Origin of the sequence: Arthrobacter sp. efr-133-TYG-118, from assembly GCF_030209755.1 — a bacterium.
GTDB lineage: Bacteria > Actinomycetota > Actinomycetes > Actinomycetales > Micrococcaceae > Arthrobacter.
This window is the reverse complement of sequence record NZ_JARVRH010000008.1, coordinates 133,181-150,985: the sequence shown is the minus strand read 5'-3', so window position 1 is coordinate 150,985 and position 17,805 is coordinate 133,181. Positions and strand designations below refer to the sequence as shown.

Annotated in this window: 13 protein-coding genes and 1 tRNA gene; 5 read left to right on the top strand and 9 right to left on the bottom strand. The window is 65.4% G+C overall.

Annotated features, from left to right (window positions below):
• Positions 1-69 precede the first annotated feature (69 nt).
• Together hutH and QRN59_RS07825 are read left to right on the top strand one after the other, a co-directional pair.
• Complete coding sequence (gene hutH, locus QRN59_RS07830) at positions 70-1,662, top strand: histidine ammonia-lyase (RefSeq protein WP_284981962.1); 1,593 nt, start codon at positions 70-72, stop codon at positions 1,660-1,662.
• Positions 1,663-1,856: 194 nt separating this feature from the next.
• A complete protein-coding gene (locus QRN59_RS07825; RefSeq protein ID WP_059388455.1) occupies positions 1,857-2,105 on the top strand; it encodes a hypothetical protein in 249 nt (82 codons plus the stop codon).
• Positions 2,106-2,220: 115 nt separating this feature from the next.
• Here QRN59_RS07825 and QRN59_RS07820 read toward each other — a convergent pair whose 3' ends face one another.
• From QRN59_RS07820 to QRN59_RS07785, 8 genes are all read right to left on the bottom strand, one after another.
• On the bottom strand, positions 2,221-2,442 hold the full coding sequence (locus QRN59_RS07820; protein ID WP_234752813.1) for a hypothetical protein: 222 nt from the start codon (positions 2,440-2,442) through the stop codon (positions 2,221-2,223).
• Between the two features lie 99 nt (positions 2,443-2,541).
• A complete protein-coding gene (locus tag QRN59_RS07815; protein ID WP_284981961.1) occupies positions 2,542-7,461 on the bottom strand; it encodes an NAD-glutamate dehydrogenase in 4,920 nt (1,639 codons plus the stop codon).
• A 192-nt stretch (positions 7,462-7,653) separates the two neighbouring features.
• Positions 7,654-8,514, bottom strand: coding sequence for a phosphogluconate dehydrogenase C-terminal domain-containing protein (locus tag QRN59_RS07810; RefSeq protein WP_284981960.1), 861 nt, complete (start codon positions 8,512-8,514; stop codon positions 7,654-7,656).
• Between the two features lies 1 nt (position 8,515).
• Positions 8,516-9,316 carry a sugar phosphate isomerase/epimerase family protein gene (locus QRN59_RS07805; protein ID WP_284981959.1) on the bottom strand — a complete coding sequence of 267 codons (801 nt, stop codon included), beginning with the start codon at positions 9,314-9,316 and terminating at the stop codon, positions 8,516-8,518.
• Positions 9,313-10,143, bottom strand: coding sequence for a triose-phosphate isomerase family protein (locus QRN59_RS07800; RefSeq protein WP_284981958.1), 831 nt, complete (start codon positions 10,141-10,143; stop codon positions 9,313-9,315). Before QRN59_RS07800 ends, QRN59_RS07805 begins: the two co-directional genes overlap by 4 nt.
• Entirely contained in the window at positions 10,127-10,597 is a 471-nt protein-coding gene (locus QRN59_RS07795) for a ribose-5-phosphate isomerase (RefSeq protein ID WP_284981957.1), read from the bottom strand. Before QRN59_RS07795 ends, QRN59_RS07800 begins: the two co-directional genes overlap by 17 nt.
• A gap of 49 nt (positions 10,598-10,646) precedes the next feature.
• A complete protein-coding gene (locus QRN59_RS07790; RefSeq protein WP_284981956.1) occupies positions 10,647-12,365 on the bottom strand; it encodes a dihydroxyacetone kinase family protein in 1,719 nt (572 codons plus the stop codon).
• 141 nt (positions 12,366-12,506) lie between these two features.
• Positions 12,507-13,874 (bottom strand): MFS transporter, encoded by a 1,368-nt coding sequence (locus tag QRN59_RS07785; RefSeq protein WP_284981955.1) that lies wholly within the window; start codon positions 13,872-13,874, stop codon positions 12,507-12,509.
• 311 nt (positions 13,875-14,185) lie between these two features.
• Here QRN59_RS07785 and QRN59_RS07780 point away from each other — a divergent pair, with 311 nt between their 5' ends.
• Complete coding sequence (locus QRN59_RS07780; RefSeq protein ID WP_284981954.1) at positions 14,186-14,929, top strand: FadR/GntR family transcriptional regulator; 744 nt, start codon at positions 14,186-14,188, stop codon at positions 14,927-14,929.
• Positions 14,930-14,947: 18 nt separating this feature from the next.
• Here the strand turns inward: QRN59_RS07780 and QRN59_RS07775 are convergent.
• Positions 14,948-15,018 (bottom strand) — tRNA-Cys (locus tag QRN59_RS07775).
• A 212-nt stretch (positions 15,019-15,230) separates the two neighbouring features.
• Here QRN59_RS07775 and QRN59_RS07770 point away from each other — a divergent pair.
• Positions 15,231-16,970, top strand: coding sequence for a D-apionate lactonase family protein (locus tag QRN59_RS07770; RefSeq protein WP_284981953.1), 1,740 nt, complete (start codon positions 15,231-15,233; stop codon positions 16,968-16,970).
• An 18-nt stretch (positions 16,971-16,988) separates the two neighbouring features.
• Complete coding sequence (locus QRN59_RS07765) at positions 16,989-17,744, top strand: SDR family NAD(P)-dependent oxidoreductase (RefSeq protein WP_284981952.1); 756 nt, start codon at positions 16,989-16,991, stop codon at positions 17,742-17,744.
• Positions 17,745-17,805 lie beyond the last annotated feature (61 nt).

Below are 17,805 nucleotides of genomic sequence, written 5' to 3'. Positions count from 1 at the left end.
GCGCCATCGAAGTCGCCCACGAACGCGGCGTCCGCATCCCCATGGAAGAAAGCAAGTAGGAACACCCCGATGACTACCATTACCCACGAACCGCTGACCGTCACCCTCGGCTCCAGCGGAGTCACGCCGGAGGACGTCGTCGCCGTCGCACGCCACGACGCCAAGGTGACCATCTCCCAGGAAGCCCTGGACACGGTCGCCAAGGTCCGCGACCACATCGATGGCCTCGCCCACAGCGAAGTTCCGGCGTACGGCGTCTCCACGGGCTTCGGTGCCCTGGCCAACCGCCACATCCCCAACGAACTCCGCACCCAGTTGCAGAAGTCGCTCATCCGCAGCCACGCCGCCGGCATGGGCCCGGCAGTGGAGCGCGAAGTGGTCCGGGGCATCATGTTCCTGCGCGCCAAGACCCTGGCTTCGGGCCGTACGGGCGTTCGTCCCGTGGTCCTGCAGACCATGGTGGACGTCCTCAACGCCGGCATCACCCCCGTTGTCCGTGAATTCGGCTCGCTGGGTTGCTCCGGCGACCTCGCCCCGCTGTCCCACTGCGCCCTGGTCCTGATGGGCGAAGGCGAAGCCACCGGGCCAGACGGCGAACTGTACGGCGCCGCCGGAAAGAAGCCGGTTGCCGAGCTCCTCGCCGCGCACGGCATCGAGCCGGTGGTCCTTGCGGAAAAGGAAGGCCTCGCGCTGGTCAACGGCACCGAGGGCATGCTCGGCATGCTCCTGATGGCCATCGCCGACCTGCACCTGCTGCTCACGACGGCGGACATCACCGCCGCGCTCAGCGTTGAGGCGCTGCTCGGGACGGACCAGGTGTTCCTCCCGGAGCTGCACGCGGCCCTGCGGCCCCACCCGGGCCAGGCTGCCAGCGCGGACAACATGCTGCGGGTGCTTTCCAACTCGCCGATCGTTGCTTCGCACCGCGTCAATGACACCAAGGTCCAGGACGCGTACTCGCTCCGCTGCGCACCCCAGGTTGCCGGCGCGGTCCGCGATACCGTGACGCACGCTGAACTCGTGGCCTCCCGTGAGTTGGCTGCGGCCATCGACAACCCCGTGGTGCTCCCGGACGGCCGTGTTTCCTCCAACGGCAACTTCCACGGCGCCCCGGTGGCCTACGTGCTGGACTTCCTGGCCATCGCCGTGGCGGACCTGTCCTCCATCGCCGAGCGCCGCACGGACCGCATGCTGGACCCGGCCCGCTCGCACGGACTCCCGGCCTTCCTCGCCGACGATCCCGGAGTGGACTCGGGCCTCATGATCGCCCAGTACACCCAGGCCGGACTCGTCTCGGACAACAAGCGCCTCGCAGTCCCGGCGTCGGTTGACTCCATTCCGAGCTCCGCCATGCAGGAAGACCACGTCTCCATGGGTTGGCACGCCGCCCGCAAGCTGCGAAAGGCCATCGAGAACCTGCGCCGCGTCCTGGCTGTGGAACTCGTCACGAGCACGCGCGCCCTCGACATCCGCACCAAATTGTCCGGTGGCGAACTCACTCCGGGGCCGGCTGGCACCGCCGTGATCGAGGTGCTGCGCGGCGTCGTCGATGGTCCCGGAACTGACCGTTTCCTCTCACCTGAGCTGGAAGCGGCGGACCGTCTTGTAGGCGCTGGCGACGTGCGGGCGGCCGCCGAATCCGCCGTCGGAATTCTCGCCTGACGCCGAACAAAATACTGTTCGAGTGAACAATAGGAAGCGCCCCGGAAATGTTTGGCAATACGTGCCCCGGGGCGCTTTCTGTGTAGTAGAACTTATGGGGTACGGCATGTCCACGCCGACGATGTCGTGGGCCTGCCGGGGAAAATCCGTTTACAACTGAAAACAACGAACATCCACAAAGGGGTAGAAGTTCAATGAAGGCACGCGGGACAGTTTTGTCCAGGCGAATCGCACAGTCCGCCGTCGTTTCCAACTGGGGAACGTTGAAGGTGGGGGAGCGGATCGAAGTCGTAAGGCACGCACATGTGGTCGCGGCGGGGGAGGTGCAGGAAGTCTCGGGTAGCGGCAACGTTGTGTGGCTTGAACCCGCAGGACCTGGCGCCGATGAAGCCGCCAAACAGCTTTTCATGAAGTCCGACGGCGTGGAGTTGCGGCGGGTGTAGTGACCGCTTAGAAAACCGGGCTAAAAAACCGGGGCTTGTTTCCCATTCCGCGCCTTCTTGGCGTGGTCTGGAAAACAAGCCCCGGTTTTGTTGTCCGTACCTGTTCCTAGGCTTCCTAGGCGGCGAGGACCTCGCGGGTCTGGCCGAACGGGACCGACTCGTCCAAGGCAACCGTGTAGCTTCCAGGCTCCCGGCGGGTCACCAGGATCCCGCAGCGGCCGTTGTCGGCAGCGGCTTCGATGAGCGTGCTGACGGCTTCGTCAAGTCCTGCATGGACTTCGTCGACGGATGCGAAGGACAAATGGATTTCGTTGCGTTCTATTGTTGCGGTGTTCATTGGGGGGCTCCTTCTGCAGGGTGCCGCAGGGGGGAGCGGCAATTCCTGCATAAAAAGATAGCAAAGTGTCATGGGATGTCCGGCATTCGGGGAGCTGGATCACCGGCGGACCATAGCGCGCAGCAGCTTCACGGCCACGGAGAGTGCCGCGATGTCTACCGGGCCGGGCTTGATGGCTTCCTTGATGGTGTCCTGGATGCGGGCGAGCTGTTCGATGTTTCCGCGTTCCCAATCCATGATCCTCTCCACCGGGTCGGCGGTTGCCTCCAGGGAGCGGGGAGTGTGCCGGACCACGGCCTTGGTCATGTCGGCAAGGACGAGGTACATGTCGTCGCGGAGGGCTGCCCGCGCCAAGGCCTCCCAGTGGGTGTCCCGCGGCAACAGGGTGATGTGTTCCAACAGGGGAATGGCCGAAATCCGTTCGAACACCGCAAAATAGACCTCTGCCACGCCCTCAACGGGCTCCTGCAATTCCTCGGCAATCGCGGAAATGTCCAAGAGGCCGTAGCTGACGAGAAGTTCCGCGGCTCGAAGGCCCAGTTCGTGTGGCAAGCCGACAGAATCCGAGTGGGCAAGGCGCGTCAACGAGTGTTGCAGGTTGATCCCGTGCAGGAAGCGCGTGAAATTTGCCCGCATCAGCGACATGGGCCGTTCGAGCCGAGCAAAGGCGTCCGCAATGGGCTTGTCCCGGAAATCGTGGGTGACGTACCAACGGGTGGACCGGTCGAGGAGACGGCGCATGTCCAGTGCCACGGCGCATCCGTGCTCGCGCGGGATGCTTGCCGGCACCCGGGCCAGGGCCTCGGTGACCGAATCGAAGTCCCAGATTCGGCGCATGACCACGAATCCACGCGCCACCGCGGCCGCAGAAACCGTGGTCTCCTCCATGGCACGGAACGCGAAGGCTATGCCGCCGAGGTTGATCATGTCGTTGGCCACCACCGTGGCAACGATTTGGCGGCGCAAGGGATGCGTAGACAGCTCATCGCCGAACCGATCCGAAAGTTGGCGAGGGAAATACTCGCGCAGCGTCTGCGAAAACCACGGATCGTCCGCGAGCCCGCCCTCCGTCAGTTCCCGGGCCAGCTCGATCTTGGCATAGGCCGCCAGCACGGCGAGTTCCGGTGAGGTCAGTCCAACTCCGGTCCTTACGCGTGCCTGGATTTCCTTGGTAGTCGGCAGGCATTCGAGCTCCCGGTCCAGGTCAGTGGCCGAGTCGAGCCAGTCCATGGTCCGTTCGAAGCTCGGGCTCCACTCGAGCACCAGTTGCTTGTCATTGAGAAGGAGGACGTTTTGGTCAACGTTGGTTTTCAGCACGAGCCGCCCCACCTCGTCCTGGAGCGAGTGCAGGAACTTCGTCCTTTCGTTCGGGGACATTTTGCCCGCGGTGATCATCCGGTCCAGGAAGATCTTGATGTTCACCTCATGGTCCGAGCAGTCCACGCCGGCGGAGTTGTCGATGGCATCGGTGTTCACAAGGATTCCGGCCAGGGCGGCCTCGATCCTGCCGCGTTGGGTGATGCCGAGATTGCCACCCTCGGCGATGATCCGGGTACGCAGTTGGGCTGCGTCCACCCGGATGGCATCGTTTGACTTGTCTCCGACGTCGGCGTGCGTCTCGGTGGACGCCTTGACATAGGTGCCGATTCCGCCGTTGTAAAGCAGGTCGACGGGGGCCGTGAGGACGGCCCTGAGAAGCTCAGGCGGGCTCATCGCCGTCGTGCCCTCATCCAATCCCAAGGCGAGGCGGACCGGTTCGGTGATGCTGATCGACTTCTCGGCCCGGGAGAACACCCCTCCACCGGGACTGAGCTTAGCGGGGTTGTAGTCGGCCCAGGACGAACGTGGGAGCTTGAAGAGCCGTTTCCGCTCGGCGAAGGAAGTGGCCGGGTCCGGGGTGGGATCCAGGAAGATGTGCCGGTGATCGAAGGCTGCCACCAGCTTGATGTGGTTCGAGAGCAGCATGCCGTTGCCGAAAACATCGCCGCTCATGTCGCCGACGCCCACCACGGTGAAATCCTCGGTCCGGGAGTCGATGAGCAGTTCGCTGAAATGGTGCCGCACGGACTCCCAGGCGCCTCGGGCCGTGATGCCCATCTGCTTGTGGTCATAACCCACTGAACCGCCGGACGCGAACGCATCGCCCAGCCAGAATCCGTACTCTGCGCCGAGGTCGTTGGCGATGTCGGAGAACGTGGCTGTGCCCTTGTCCGCGGCGACCACGAGGTAGTAGTCGTCGCCGTCGTGCCTCACTACGCGGGCCGGCGGAACGACGCGGCCGCTCGAACCGCCGTCGGGTTCGGCAACCAGGTTGTCCGTGATGTCCAGTAGTCCGCGAACGAAGATCCGGTAGCTTTCCTGGCCCTCGGCCAACCAGGCCGCCCGGTCCTCGGCCGGCTCCGGGAGCTGTTTGGGATAGAAACCGCCCTTGGCTCCGGTGGGAACGATGACGGCGTTTTTCACCGTCTGGGCTTTCACGAGTCCGAGGACTTCCGTGCGGAAGTCCTCACGACGATCGGACCAGCGTAATCCTCCGCGGGCAATCGGGCCGAAACGCAAGTGGACACCTTCCACCCGCGGCGAGTAGACCCAGATTTCGAACTGTGGCCGGGGTGCCGGTGCGGCGGGGATAGAGGAGGGATTGAGCTTGAAACTCAAATACGGCTTGTTCAGGTAGAAGTTGGTGCGCAGGGTGGCCTCCACGAGGCTCGCCAGAGAACGAAGCAGGCGGTCGGCGTCGAGGACCGGTACGGCGTCGATCGCTTCCGCCAGTTCCTTGCGGGCGGCGTTCGTGGCTTGGGTCCGCGAGCTGTACTTGCTGCGGTCCGTTTCGAACAGATCGCTTCCGGCCGGAATCTGCTCAGTCGGCGTGGGCTCAGCAGGCGTCGGCGCGCGCAGTTCAGGATCGAACAGATCGGGTTCGAACCGGTCCGGATCGAACTTCGCTTCAAATAGCGAAAGCAAAGCGCGGGTTGCACGCACATTCTCACGGAGGGTATCCGCGATGAACCCGTAGGAATTGGTGCTCCCCAGCTGCCGAAGGTACTTCGCATACGCGCGCAGGATGGCCGTCCGCCGCCAGTCGATCCCCTCCCGGATGACCAGGGCATCGAAGGGGTCGGACTCCGCATCTCCCCGCATCGCGGCACAGAACGAACCGGCAAGCAGATCGCCTGTACCCACGGGATCAATTCCGCGCGGATAGACGAGGCCGAGGTCGTAGAGGAAGAAGGACCGCCCGTCTGCACGCTGCACATCGAACGGCCGCTGGTCCAGGACGCGCAAGCCCAAGTTGTGGAAGAACGGCAAAATCTGGCTCAGGCTCTGCGGGCGGGTCAGATAGAGCCGAATCCGCGCATCCTCGGCGAGGACGGCAGTCCCCGGACGCCGGTAAACGGTGAGAAGCGGGTCTGTGGTGTCGCCGTCTGTCATGTCCCCGTCCCGGAGCGCGAAACTTTCGAACCGGACGATGTCCTGAACCGCGTCTTCCACCTCGTAGTCTGCCTTGTAGCTGGCCGGAAAGGCGGTGGCCCATTGCCGGGACAGCCGGGCGGCCTCCTCCGCGGGGAACCTCTCCCGCAGGGCTTCGTCCAGGCCTTCGGCCCAGGACCTTGTGGCGGCGATGATCCGCTGCTCCAGTACCGCAGGGTCGACGACGGCGGGCGCCCCCTCGCGGGGCAACCGGATCCGGAAAAACGCGCGGGCCATGGCGGATTCGCCCAGGCGAAGCTCGAACTCGATGGCCTCGGAGCCGAAGGCCTCGCGAAGTTCGCGTTCAATGTTGAGCCGGACGGCCGTGCTGAAGCGCTGGCGGGGCAGGAAGACCAGCGCCGTCATGAAGCGGTTGTGTGAGTCCGGACGAAGGAACAACCGTGTGCTGTGCCGTTCTTGGAGGCGCAGGATGTCCCGCGCGTGCTCGGCCAGCTGCCGCGCGTCGATGTGGAAGAGTTCGTCGCGCGGATAGGCCTCTACCACCGCCAGGAGTTCCTTGCCTCGGTGTGATGCGGGCGGGTAGGCGAACGTCCGCAGCACCTCTTCCACAGTGTCCCGGATGACGGGAATCTGGAGTGCCGAGCGGGATGCCGAGCTGGGAGCGAAAAGGCCAACGAAAGTGCGCTCGCTTTTGCCACCCGTGGCCAGGCTGATTTCGTCGAGGTAGGCGCGCCGGAGGACCGTCGAGCGGAGCGTCGATTTGGTGAGCGTGAGGACGGGAGTTGTGCCAGGCTTTGCGGACGGCTCGCCGGCGGACGCGGTGACGTCGGACGCGGTGGCCGCCACATTCCTGAGCAGCCCAAGACTCCTCCGTCCGCGGTACCCGAGAAACACGAAATTCCCGTCGTCCAGCCAGCGCAACAACTCCTGGGCCTCCCGCGCTGCGGGGGCGGCTTGCGAGAGCCCGACCAAGCCCCTGATCTCGTCGGCAAGCTCCTGATGGATGGCAGCCGCGTCTTCCGCGGCGGCCCGGACATCGCCAAGGACTGTCTGCAGCCGTTCAACGAGGTGTCCGGCACTTGTTTCGTCCGGAAGCCTGGAAATCTCGACGGCGATCCAAGCCTCCGTGAGGCCGCCGCCGTCGTCGTGGTCCATAGGGGTGACCGAGGCGGAAGGCGCGACGCCGGATGGAAGTCCCGTCCGCAGGGGACCGCGGCGGATGTCGGTCAGGCGATGGGTCGCCGCATCCCTGGTGACTGTAAAAGTGGGGTGGACCAGGAGCCGGATTGAGGCGTTGTCCCTGGCAATTTCCGCGGTGACCGAGGGGACAAGGTAGGGCATGTCCTCGGTGACAATCGCTACGAGGCTGGCGTCGGCCTCGTTCAAGACGCCGATCACAGCTTGCCCGGGAGCCCGCCGTTCCGCCAATGAGCGGTGGTACCGCGCACGCTCCAGGAGCGTGTCCGTGGCGTAGTTGCGCACATCATCATCGGCCACGTGCTCGTAGTAGTCGGTCAGGAATCGGTCTGGGGCGCCTGTGGAAGTGCCTCCCAAGGCGTGGTCCGCGGGCTCGATCCTGGATGACATGTCGCTGCGCCTCCGCCGCGCAAGGAGCGGCCGTGCTGTAGCGGTCGGCGAAGTCCTGCGCCTGATTTCATGATGGCTGGCGCGGGGCGGGCAGTAAACCCCTGGAATGCACCGCGAGATGGCACATCGACCAGTTGACTTTGCCGTGGAGCATTGCCGTGAAGTGCCATCTCGCGGTTAGTGACGGCTCGCCTAGCGCTTGACGGCGTCCAGCTTGAGCATCTTGGCGATGACCCCGTCGAGTTCGGAGTCGTCGAAGATCTTCTTCCAGTCGTCCTTGATGATGGTGTCCTTGCCGTACTGGATGGCGATTTCGCAGGCCTCGGAGAACGGGTTGGAGCCGCGCAGGGCGTTGGTCAGGGCGATCTGCACGTGGCCGAAGAGCATGGCCTTGGCTGCTTCTTCCGGGACGCCGGCGGTGTGAACCGTTTCGTGGAGGGCTTCATTGAGCAGGGTGCCGATCATGCAGGCCACGGTCTCCACGAGGGTGGGTTCCAGGATGGCGAGCTGCTTCACGGTGACCCAGTGGACGTCGATGACGGGCGCGTAGATGGTGCGGATGGTTGCTTCGGCGGCATCGCGGGTTGCTGCGGGGGCGTCCTCGTCGATGGCCGCCACGACGTTCTGGGGGGCGCCCTGGCCGCCGAAGGTGTCGGCCCATTCTTCCTTGGTGGTGCGCTCAAGGAACACGGACGGGTGGCAGGGGTGGGCGACCGCCTGGACGACGTCGTCACGCTTGGCCAGCAGCCCGGCGTAGGCGGCGGCCGGGTCCAGGGTGAGCAGGATCGAGCCGGGCTTCATCTGCGGGACGACGCCTTCGGACACGACGCCGAGCACGGTGTCCGGCACGGCGAGGATCACGACGTCGGCGCCCTTGACGGCGTCGTCCGTTGCGGTGATCTCGCGGCCTTCGGCGCGGACGCGGTCCTGGCCGGCGGGGGAGTTCTCGCTGTAGGTGACCGTGTGGTTGGACTTCTGGAGGTTGGCGGAAACGCGCATCCCCATCTTGCCACCTGCTCCGACAACGGCGACGGTCAATTGTTCTGCTGACATTTCACTTGCTCCTTAGGAATTCGAGGCTTTGTTGGGTCCACTGGTTTTCGAGGCGGATGGTTTCTGCCTCGGAGTCCTGCCAGGGCAGCCAGTGTTCGACGATCTGGTTGATGCTTCTTTGCGCGGGCTGGATCTTTCCGGCCATGTAGTCGTAGTCCAGGAGGCCTGCGCCGAGCGGTGCGCCGGAGTACGTGAACCCGACCCACCCCTCCTTGCGGCTGAACGCAAAGTCTTTGATGTGCATGTTCAGGACATAGGGCGCGACGGCGTCAATCACCTCGCGGGGCATCTCCAGCGCCGCAACGGTGTTGGCGGGGTCGCTGCAGATCCCCAGGTACGGGCTGTCCACCCGGCGGATTACGTCCAGGATCCGTGCGGTGGGCACCTGTTCATACGTTTCGACGGCGATCCGCACGCCTGCCGCTTCGAAGGCAGGCAGGATCCCGGTGAAGATCGCCGTGGCTTCGTCCGCGTCCGGGGTGTGGCCAGGGACGTTGAACATGGTGCGCAGCAGCTTGGCTTCGAGGGCCACAGCGATGTGCAGGAACTTGTGGAGGTGCTCCGGGCGGATGCCCTTCGTGCCGATTTCCAGCGTGATCCCGAGGGAGTCCGCAGTTGAGCGGACGGCGGCCAGTTCGTCGTCGGACATGTGCTCCAGGTGAGCGTAGTCGCAGATCTGGAACAGCTCCACGCCCAGTTCCGCGGTGCGGGCCAGCGCATCGTGGATGCTCAGCGGCGCCGAGACGGCGTCCGAGAGCTGCCAGAAGAAGGCGTAGCTGCTGAGGCCGATGGTTGAGCTCATACTGTCACCCCGTTCGCCGATACTCCAGCGGTAGCCGCGAGACGTGCTGCAGCCTCGTCGAGGATGGTCTTGAGAGCTTGCGGGTCGTGCGCGAAGCGGCCCAGGAACAAGCCGGCGACGGACATGTCCAACTGGCTGATCAGTCCAGGACCGGCGCTCCCGCCGTAAATGACCCTGCTCTCGGACTGTCCGGGCAGGCTCCGGAGGTGCTCGTCCAAACCCCGGACCACGGCGCTGATGTATTCAGGCGTCGCGGGTTCCGGTGCGCCGATGGCCCATTGTGGTTCGTAGGCCACGATCGTCCGCTTGGCGGGCTCGAGGCTGGATGCGCGGTGCAGGACCGCGTCTAGCTCCCGGGCGCAGTAGGCGACCGCCTCGGCGGCCGTACCTTGCACGGGTTCGCCGACGCAAAGAACCGGAGTGAGTCCGTTGCGGTAGGCTGCGGCGGTCTTGAGCCCGACCACGTCATCGTCCTCGCCGAAGATCCGGCGGCGTTCGGCATGGCCAACCTCTACATAGGAACCGCCGAGTTCGGTGATCATGGGACCGCCAACCTCACCGGTGTACGCGCCTTCGTCTTCCCAGAAGATGTCCTGGGCTCCCGTCCCCGCCCCGGAGGGGGCAAGGACGCTTCCGGCCTCGCTAAGGACAGGGAAAGCAGGGAGGGCGAAGAGCTCGATGCGGCCGTCTTGGACGGCCGGGTGGGCTGCGGCGATGTCGGCCACGGCGCGGCACCATTCAAGCGTGCGTTCGTAGCCGAAGTACATTTTCAGGCTGACGCCGACGACCGCGCCGGCGCTCACGGCGGGTTTAGCAGGAAGTGACACCCTCATAGTCCTTAATGAGCGTGACCTTCTCTGCGGAGGCGGAGGACTCGTCGAAGGTGTACGTGAGCCACTCCTTGGCAAGGCGGCGGGCCAGCTCCAGGCCGACGACGCGCTGGCCGAAGGTGAGGACCTGGGCGTTGTTGCTCAGGACGGCCCGTTCCACGGAGAAGGAGTCGTGTGCGGTGACCGCGCGGATGCCGGGGACCTTGTTGGCAGCGATGGCCACCCCCAGCCCCGTGCCGCAGACCAGCAGGGCACGGTCGGCCTTGCCCTCGGCGATCAGTTCGGCCGCAGCGATGGCCACGGACGGGTACGGGGTGTGGCTGACGGCGTCCACTCCGACGTCGGTCACGGATTCGACCAGTTCACTGGCCTCGAGGTCGGCCTTGAGGGTTTCCTTGTACTCGAATCCGGCATCGTCCGATCCGATGACCAGGCGCAGTTTGGTGCTCATGCTGTCTCCTTAATGCTGTATTCGACGGTGTTCTCCACTGTGTTTTTTCCTAGAGGAAGGTCTCGTGGATCGCCCTGACGATCAGTGCCATCGAAACGGCTCCGGCGTCCGGGGTGCCCAGGCTCTTCCCGGCATGCGGGCGGGCGCGGCCCATGAGCGGCAGCAGGTTCGCGGTGGCTTCCGCGGCCTGTTGGGCTGCCACGACGGCGGTTCCCCACGCGTCCGTCAGGGACCGGCCGTCCTGCACGCCGGCTTCGAGGGCGTCGCGGAACGGGACCAGGACATCCACCAAGGTCTTGTCGCCCACCTTGGCCTTGCCGAAGTTCATGATGGCCGCGGCGGCGTCGGCCACCCCGGTGGCGACAGCACCGCCGTCGGGCGCGTTGGCGTCGCCCAAAGCATCACCGACGGCCCGCAGCGCCAGGCCCCACAAGGCGCCCGAGGTGCCGCCGGCCTTGTCGGCCCAGGCGTCCCCGGCGAAGTGCAAGGTGGTCGCCGCGCCGGCACCGCGTACGACGGCGTCTGCCGCGGCTTCCACGGCGGCCCGGACTCCGCGTTCCATGCCGATCCCGTGGTCGCCGTCGCCGGCGATCGCATCGATCCTGCCGAGTTCATCGGCGTTGGCGTCCACGACGTCTTTGGCGGCGCTCAGGGCAGCGAGGACGCGGACGGCGGCCGCGCGGGACTCAGCCGTGGCGGCAGGGATGGTACGTTCGACGTCGGCCAGCTCGCCGTCGTCGGACGCCAGGGCCTGGGCGGTGATCGCGCCGCGGCGGAAGGCCGGGGCATCGGCCGGCGCGAGCCACAGCTGCTCTAGTTCTTCGTCCAGCCAGAACAGGGTCAGGGAGGTGCCCGCCATGTCGAAGCTGGTCACCAGCTCGCCCACTTGGGGATCCACAGCCTCAAGCCCTGCATCTGCGAGGAGCTGCGCTACGCGGCGGTACACCACGAACAATTCCTCGTACTTCACGCTGCCTAGGCCATTCAGGATGGGGACGACGCGGGAACGTTTGTTGGTGTCGACGCCCTCGGGGATTTCGGCGAGGAGCTTGGTGACCATCAGCTCGGCAAGCTGATCCGCCGTCGGGATGGCTGTTTCGCCGATGCCCGGTTCGCCGTGGATTCCCATGCCCACTGCCATCCGGCCCTCGGGGACGGTGAAGAGTGGCTGTTCCGCGCCCGGCAGCGTGCACCCGGTGAAGGCGACGCCGAAGGAGCGGGTGCGGTGGTTGGCGCGTTCGGCGATCTGCACGACGTCGTTCATCGTGTACCCGGCTTCGGACGCCGCGGCGGCGACCTTGAAGACGGTCAGGTCCCCGGCAATGCCGCGCCGTTTGTGCCGTTCGGCGAGCGGGGCAGAGGAGATGTCATCCGTGACCGCGATGCTGCGGCAATCGACCCCCTCCGTGCGGAGCTTCTCCTGGGCCTGGGTGAAATGCAGGACATCGCCGGCGTAGTTGCCGTAGCCCAAAAGCACGCCGCCGCCGTTGTCCGCAGCCTTGGCTACGTTGTAGATCTGCTGCGCGGACGGCGAGGCGAAGAGGTTACCCATCGCTGCGCCGTGGGCCAGGCCTTGGCCGACGAGGCCTCCGAAAGCCGGGTAGTGGCCTGAGCCGCCGCCGATCACCAAGGCGACCGTGTCCGGTGTCGAACGGGTGCTGCGGGCAACGCCGCCGGAGACGCGCCGTACCCAACGGCCGTGCGATGCGACGAAACCTTCGATCATTTCGTCAGCGAAGGCTGCGGGTTCATTGAACAAGCGGGTCATGCGGAACTCCTGGACCTGATAGCGAGGATTGGGGTGGTGCCGGATGGCGGGACTGGGGGCAGCGACCCAACTGACTGACAGTTGTTGTCGTTCTGAGCCCGCAAAACGACAACAGCTGCGAGCTAGTTGGGCAGGCCGGGGTTAGGGCTCTGCGTGGTGGCCGGCGCCTGCGGGATCCAACGCCTCGGCGGGGATGCCGTCGCCGGCTTTGCCCCGACGGCTGAGGACAACCATGAGGATCGAAGACAGGAGCATGAACCCGCCCACCACGAACATGGGCACCACGTAGCTTCCGGTCCAGTCCTTGAGCCAGCCCGTGATGTAGCCGGCGCTGAAGCCCGCCAGGTTGCCGACCGTGTTGATCAGCGCGATCCCGGCTGCGGCCGCCGCCCCGGTGAGGAACTGCGTGGGCACCGTCCAGAAGTTCGGCAGGGCCGCGAAGATCGACATGGCGGTGATCGTGATGACGGCGATCGTAGCGGCCGGGGATCCTGCGAACAGTGCCAAAGGGATGCTGACGGCGCCGGTCAGCGCGGGGAGGGCAATGTGCCACGTCTTGACGCCGCGCTTGGTGGCGTCCCTGGACCAGAAGTACAAAGCGACAGCGGCAGGCAGGTACGGGATCGCCGTGATGAGGCCTTGCTGGAAGACGTCGAATTTCGTGCCGAACTGGGACTCGAAACCCTTGATGATGGTCGGCAGGAAGAAGCCGAGGGCGTAGAGGCCGTAAATGAAGCCGAAGTAGATCAGGGAAAGCATCCAAACGCGGCCGTTGCCGAACACGGTGCGGACGCTGACGTGCTTGTTGCTGGCAGCGGTCTCTTTCTTTTCCTTTGCGAGGGCACCGGTCAGCCAGGTCTTTTCCTCGGACGTCAGCCACTTGGCCTTGGCGGGGGAGTCGGCCAGGTAGAACCAGGAGATGAGGCCGATGGCGATCGCCGGAATGGCAACGCCGAAGAACATGAAGCGCCAGCCTTCAAGGCCGAAGAACACGCCGTGCTGCTGGATCAACGCGCCGGCCAGCGGAGCGCCGATCACCGTGGTCAACGGCTGTGCCAAGTAGAAGAGGGCCAGGATCTTGCTGCGGTGCTTTGCGGGAACCCAGAGGCTCAGGAAGAGAATGGCGCCAGGGAAGAATCCGGCCTCGGCCACACCCAGGATGAAACGCAGGATGTAGAGCTGGTCCACGTTGCCCACCCAGGTGAACAAGAGGGACACAATGCCCCAGCTGACCATGATGCGGGCCAGCCAGCGGCGTGCGCCGAACTTGTGTAGCGCCAGGTTGCTGGGGATCTCCAGCAGGATGTAGCCGATGAAGAAGACTCCGGATGCGAAGCCGAACTGCGCCGCGGAGAGCGCCAGGTCCTTGTTCATGCCGTTGGGGCCGGCGAACGAGATGGCCGTCCGGTCCAGGTAATTGATGAAGAACATCAAGGCGACGAACGGCACCAGCCGGATCGCGACCTTCTTGATGGCCGATCTTTCGACCACCGATTGTGTGGTGTCCACATTGACTCCTAGAGGTTGCCGGAGCGCGTTGTCCTTCTGCGGACCAGGCGGCTCGGGTTTTCTTAGTGCCGATCCGTGGACTTCGATGCCTCAGGACCGAGCTAAGCGTGTGATAAAAACCATAAGCCCTCGAGCGCAAATTGGTCAACCGGTTGACTGATCGTAATTTTCGGACGCCGGGCTGGCGTGACGGCTGGACCGTGGGTGAGGGCCGTGGGCTGTGCGGCGGAACCCAGCCCACGGCCCGCACCCACGAATTCGTGGGCCTGCGCGGCGGCAGAAATTGGTCATCCGGTTGCTACGCTGTGAAGATGTCAGCGAATTTCGCCGCCGCGGCGGCCCATATGACGGCAGCCCTTGCCCCCATGGAGCACGGCTCCGTCGTCTCCGAGGTTGCAGAGAGGCTGCTCGCGTACTTCACCAGCGGCGACATCGCGGCGGGGACGCGCCTCCCGGCCGAGCGGCAGTTGGCGGCTTCGCTCGGCGTCGGGCGCTCAGCGGTTCGTGAGGCGTTGGCTGCGCTGGAAATCCTCGGCATCGTCATCGTCCGGCCGGGGTCCGGAACGTACTTGCGCGACGGCGTCTCCGAGTTGCTGCCCCGCACCCTCAGCTGGGGGCTCATGCTGGGCGAGCCGCGCACGCGCGAACTCGTCGAGCTCCGCAGTGGACTGGAGGTCCAAGCGGTCCAGTTGGCCGCGGCCCGTATCACTGACGAGGCCTTGGAACGCATGCGGACCAACCTCGACGCAATGGAAGCCGGCTTGGACAACCTTGCGGTCTTCGTTGAGGCCGACGCAGCATTCCATAAGGAAATCGCGTCCGCTTCGGGGAACCAGGTCCTGCAGGAACTCCTGCAAAGCATCAGGTCGCTCTTGCGGATCTGGGTGGACCGGGCGCTGACCGATGAAGGCCACGCGGCCGCCGCGCTCGCCGAGCATCGCGCGATCTTCAAGGCCCTCGAGTCCCGGGATGCCACCTTGGTGACGGAGGCGATGGTCTCGCACATGGGCACGGCGTCTCGCCGCCTGTTGGCGGGCTACGACGCGGCCCAGTAGCTTCGGCGTCCACATGAGACGTGGTGGCGGGATTCGAACCCGCGTGCGCTGCTTTGCAGGCAGCTCCCTGGCCTCTCGGGTACACCACGTGCATCGAGGTTAGGCAGGCTGCGGCGTGCGAACCAACAATGGTTTCGAAGCCTTTCGCCGGGTTTCGCGGCATTGCCTCGGGTGACCTCCCGCGACGCGGACCGCAGTGCTTGCATTCTCAAATATTGGTCAACCGGTTGACTCGTCGCATGGCGCGCATCACAATTGATTCCGATTACGCTTACTTCCGTCCTCGCTGCAAAGGCCTGCTGTGATCAATGACGAAAACCGCGCCAGGCTGTTCGCCCCGTCGGAAACGGTGGACGCCGCAGCTTGGCGAGCCGAGCTACGCAACGATGAACTCTCGGACATCACGTTCAACGGCATACCGGTGCTCCGGGCCGTTCGCGCAGTGGTCCGCGACCACGACTGGCGCACCCTCGTGCCCACTGTCAGCCGGGTCGCGCAACACGCCCGTGACGGCGGTGTCACGCTCCTGCTCGACATCGACTTCGCCGGTTTCGGCTCCCGGTACACCGGCGAGCTTGCCATTCACCTCATGAAGGACAGCCTCAAGGTGACGTTCGACGGCGTCGCTCCCGAGGCCTTCCGCAGCAACCGGATCGGACTCGTGGTGCTGCACCGCCCCGACCACGCCGGCCGCGCGGTGACCATCGGCAGCCCCGGCGGCGCTAGCACGCCGTCGTTCTTCCCCGTGGACATCAGTCCGCACCAACCCTTCATGGACATTTCTTCCATGGGATGGGAGCGCGACGGAACGCGATTCAGGCTCGACTTCCACGGCGACGTCTTCGAAACCGAAGACCAGCGGAACTGGACGGACGCCTCGTTCAAGACGTACAGCACGCCGCTTTCGAAACCGTTTCCGGTTGACGTTTCCGCCGGCGACCGCGTCCACCAGTCGGTGCTCCTGACGGCGACCCCCGGGGCGGCGGCGCCGGGTCCGCGGCCGACCCTGGAAGGTGTGCTCACAGTGCTCGACGGCGGCACGGCCCGAGTGCCGGCGCTTTCGGTTTCGGCTACATCGACGTCTGAGACGGCGTCCCAGACGCATTCCAAGCCCATCCCCGGCCTGGACGCGTTGCTTCTTGAGCTGGGGCCCCGACTGGACGCGGAACACATAGTCCGGCGCGCGACGGAAGAAGCCGCGGCGCTGGACGTTCCGCTGGATGTGCGCCTGTCGGTCGATTCGCCGGATCGCATCGGGGGGCTCCTCGACCTCCTGCCGTTGCACAGCGTGGTGCGGCTCGCAGTGTTCGGCGCTTCCAGCCACGTCACGGAGCGAGGGCTCTGGGATGAACTCACGAACGAGGCCCGGCGGCGAGAGTTTGCCGGCGTACTGCTGGCCGGCGCCCGGTCGCACTTCACCGAGCTGAACCGCCACGCGGGAATCCTGCCCCCTGACGCTCCGGCACTGACATTCAGCATCACACCGCAAATGCACGCCACCGAGGTGCCGCACGTCGTAGAAACCCTGCCGATGCAGCGTCTCGCAGCCCTCAATGCCCTTCGGGTCGGATCGGGAAGGCCGCTGCACATTGGGCCCATCACCCTCAAAGCGCGGTTCAACGCCGTCGCCACGGCCGGTGACGACGCGGCAGCCGAAGCCATGGCCACGGACCCGCTGCAGCCCGAGCCGTTTACGGCCGCCTGGTTGCTGGGCAGTATCGCGGCCCTTAGCGTTTCCGGCGTCGAATCCCTTAGCTACTTCGAAGCAAAAGGACCGCGCGGGATTCGCGGACCCGGAGGCCTTACGCCCGCCGGCGAGCTGCTGGCCGCCGTCGCCGCCGTGCGCGGCTGCGAGGTCCTTGACGCGGCAGGCGAGGTACCCGGCGTCGTGCTGTATCCCGTGCGCGACGGCGGCACGACCGTCCTGTTCGCCGCTAACCTCACTGCCGAACCGCTGAGCGTCGTCGTCCGGCTGCCGGGCGGCGACAGTACCAATCTTGAATTTGAGCCGTGGACTACTGTTGTTCGCCGCTTCGACTGAACTGAAAGAGGAACCACCATGAGTAAACGGCTAGACGGCAAGACCGCCCTTGTTACTGGAGCAGGCTCCGGCATCGGGCTGGCCGTGGCCCAGCGTTTCGTTGCCGAAGGCGCCCGGGTGTACTTCGCCGACATCAATCTGGAAGCCGCCGAGAAGGCTGCTGCTGTTACGGGATCGGCCCTGGCGCAGGCTGTGCGCATGGATATCTCCGACGAAGCCAGCGTGGCTGGGGCTTTCGCCGCCGCTGCCGAGGCCGGAGCGCTCGACGTCGTGGTGGCCAATGCCGGGGTACAGCTGTTCGGGCAGGACGCCCGCGTGGGCGAGCTGGATCTGGAGGTCTGGGAGAAAACCGTCGCCATTAACCAGCGCGGGGCCTTCCTCACACTCAAGCACGCAGTCCGCGCCATGGAAGGTCGCGGCGGGTCCATTATCTGCACTGGAAGCCCTACCGCCGTAGTGGCGTGCGGGCAGACCTTCACCGCGTATACGAGTTCCAAAGCCGGGGTGCATGGCTTGGCGCGGGTTGTCGCCGCCGACTACGCCGCCGAAGGAATCAGGGTCAACACCGTGGTGCCCGGCTATACCGAGACCCCGCTGGTGCAGACCATTGCGGACGATCCCGTGAGTCGTGCCGGACTGGTCAACTCCACCATGCTCGGCCGCCCCGGAACGGCGGCCGACGTCGAGGGCATCATGGTGTTCCTCGCCAGCGACGACTCCGCGTACGCCACGGGCGGGCTGTTCACCGTCGACGGCGGCTTGACGGCGATGTGACGCAGGGCGCTTGCTTACCCCAAGTAACTCGCAGTTGTTGTCGTTTTCAGGCCTCATAACG

Excerpts from the sequence above, each read along its gene's own strand:
- QRN59_RS07820 (WP_234752813.1), bottom strand. The coding sequence starts at position 2,442 with ATGAACACCGCAACAATAGAACGCAACGAAATCCATTTGTCCTTCGCA.
- QRN59_RS07765 (WP_284981952.1), top strand. The coding sequence starts at position 16,989 with ATGAGTAAACGGCTAGACGGCAAGACCGCCCTTGTTACTGGAGCAGGC.
- QRN59_RS07810 (WP_284981960.1), bottom strand. The coding sequence starts at position 8,514 with ATGTCAGCAGAACAATTGACCGTCGCCGTTGTCGGAGCAGGTGGCAAG.
- hutH (WP_284981962.1), top strand. The coding sequence starts at position 70 with ATGACTACCATTACCCACGAACCGCTGACCGTCACCCTCGGCTCCAGC.
- QRN59_RS07795 (WP_284981957.1), bottom strand. The coding sequence starts at position 10,597 with ATGAGCACCAAACTGCGCCTGGTCATCGGATCGGACGATGCCGGATTC.
- QRN59_RS07790 (WP_284981956.1), bottom strand. The coding sequence starts at position 12,365 with ATGACCCGCTTGTTCAATGAACCCGCAGCCTTCGCTGACGAAATGATC.
- QRN59_RS07780 (WP_284981954.1), top strand. The coding sequence starts at position 14,186 with ATGTCAGCGAATTTCGCCGCCGCGGCGGCCCATATGACGGCAGCCCTT.
- QRN59_RS07805 (WP_284981959.1), bottom strand. The coding sequence starts at position 9,316 with ATGAGCTCAACCATCGGCCTCAGCAGCTACGCCTTCTTCTGGCAGCTC.
- QRN59_RS07815 (WP_284981961.1), bottom strand. The coding sequence starts at position 7,461 with ATGTCATCCAGGATCGAGCCCGCGGACCACGCCTTGGGAGGCACTTCC.
- QRN59_RS07825 (WP_059388455.1), top strand. The coding sequence starts at position 1,857 with ATGAAGGCACGCGGGACAGTTTTGTCCAGGCGAATCGCACAGTCCGCC.